2 protein-coding genes are annotated in these 2263 nt (G+C 74.1%); both read left to right on the plus strand.

Annotation, left to right across the window (positions count from 1 at the left end):
- Window positions 1–199 precede the first annotated feature (199 nt).
- The gene (locus B9S61_RS07320) at window positions 200–778 is read left to right on the plus strand and encodes a hypothetical protein (RefSeq protein ID WP_258039582.1); all 579 of its coding nucleotides are present in this window, start codon (window positions 200–202) and stop codon (window positions 776–778) included.
- Between the two features lie 274 nt (window positions 779–1052).
- On the plus strand, window positions 1053–2263 hold a 1211-nt coding region (locus B9S61_RS07325), incomplete at its 3' end, for a PP2C family protein-serine/threonine phosphatase (protein WP_103541510.1).

Here is a 2263-nt window from a genome sequence, read left to right on the forward strand (position 1 = left end):
GGCCGGACGGCCGAATGACGGGAGTGACACGTCGAGGAGAGCCCGTCACCATGGCGCGGCGGCGGATCGTGCAACGGCCGTCGGCCGAGCACCTGCCGCACTGCTCGCCGCACCGGTCGGTGATCCCGCACGCCGCCTCCCATCCGTTCCTCCCCGTCGCCCTCGCCCTCATCGTCGCCGTCACCCGCACCGTCACCCGGTGCCGCTGCCGGGCCCGGGCACGTCCCCGAGCCGCCTCAGCGCTCGGACCAGGCCCAACGTCCCGGACAACAGGGGTCCGACGGCCGCCCCGGCGTACGCCGACCGGCCTTCCATACGGGCGACGCGCGCGGCGAGTATCGGGCTGCACACCGCCCTCGACACCTCGGGATTCCTCGGCGCCCGTGCGAGCGACCGGCTCCTCGCCGACACCGGCCTGGTGCTGCTGGACATCAAGTCCTTCGACGTCCGCACCTACCGCAGGCTGACCGGCGGCGACCTCGCCCCGACCCTCTCCTTCGCCACCCGCCTGGACCGGCTCGGCGTGCCGGTGTGGCTCCGCTACGTCCTCGTCCCCGGCTGGACCGACGACCCGGCCGCCGTCGACGGGCTCGGCGGCTTCCTCGCCGGGCTGGGCAACGTCGACCGGGTGGACGTCCTGCCCTTCCACAGACTCGGCGCCCACAAGTACGACGCGCTGGGCATCCCGTTCCCCCTGCGCGATACCCCCACCCCCGCCCCGGGCCTGGTCGAGCGGGTGCGCGAGCAGTTCCGGGAGCACGGCCTGCGGGCGCTGTGAGGCGGCACGGCGAGCGGTGGGGCCCGGCACCACCCGGGCGCCGGGCGTGCGGCTTCACGGCGGACGGGCCACGATGGGGCGAGGGGTGCGAGACCGCACGCCGCGGTGGTGCGCTGCCCGCGCAGGGCCCGGTCGTACGACGGAAGGGGCGCGATACGCCGTGGCGGACCCGGACGACGATCTCCGAGGCTCTGGACCGTTCCGGCCGGACCCTGCCCGTGACGTGCGCCGCGGCACCGGACGGACCGACGATCCGGCCCGGTCGCAGCGGCGGATGGAGCGCTTGCTCAACGCCGTCCTGGCGGTCAGCCGTGAACTGGAACTGCCCGTCGTGCTGCGGCGCATCGTCAGTACGGCGATGGACCTGGTCGACGCCCGCTACGGCGCTCTGGGCGTGCTCGACGACGACGGATCCGGGCTCCGGGAATTCATCCCCCTGGGCCTGAGCGAGCGGGAGTACCAGGATCTGGCCGGCTCCGAGTTCCCCCACGGCCGGGGCCTGCTCGGACACCTCATCCGCCATCCCGAGCCCCTGCGCGTCCGGGACCTGACCGGCCACCCCGACTCGGTCGGCTTTCCTCCGGGCCACCCTCCCATGCGCGGACTGCTGGGGGTCGCCATCAGCGTCCGCGGGCGGATCTACGGCAACCTCTATCTGTGCGACAGGCGCGACGGCGAACCGTTCGACGACCATGACGAGGCTGTGGTGACCGCGCTCGCCGGAGCGGCCGGCATCGCGATCGAGAACGCCCGCCTCTTCGAGCAGACACGTTCCTCCGCCGAGCACTTCCAGCGCCTGCTGCTGCCCACCCTGCCGGACCTGGCCCCGTTCGGCGCCGCCGCCGTCTACCGGCCCGCCACCGCCCCCGGCCATCACCTCGGAGGCGACTGGTACGACGCCCTGCTGCTGCCGGACGACAGCTGCGCGGCCATCATCGGTGACGTGGTCGGACACGATCTGGCCGCGGCGGCGGCCATGGCGCAGATCCGCAACATGCTGCGCGCTCTCCTCTACGACCGGCGCACCCCGCCGAGTCTGGTCCTGCACCGCCTCGACCACACCCTGCACGCCATCACGGAGGCCCCGGTCACCACCGCCTGTCTGGCCCGGATCGAACGGGAGGGGGACAGCTGGCGTCTGCTCTGGTCGACCGCCGGCCATCTGCCGCCCCTCGTCGTCACGGCCGACGGGAACACCTGTTACCTGGAGGCCGAACCCGGCCTCCCCCTCGGGGTGGACGAGGCACTGCCCCGCCCCGACCACACCCATGTGCTCGCGGCCGGGGACACGGTCGTGCTGTTCACCGACGGCCTGGTCGAGCACCCCCGGCGGTCCCTGGACGACTGCCTGGACGAGCTCGCCGCCCTGGCCTCCGCCCACAGCGCCCTGCCGCTCGGCGAGCTGTGCCGCCTGCTGGCCGACCGGCACCCCAGCGACGGGCACGACGACCTCGCCATCCTCGCCGTGCGCCCGCCGGCCCCGAA

This window comes from Streptomyces sp. SM1 (assembly GCF_002910825.1).
Classification (GTDB): domain Bacteria; phylum Actinomycetota; class Actinomycetes; order Streptomycetales; family Streptomycetaceae; genus Streptomyces; species Streptomyces okerensis.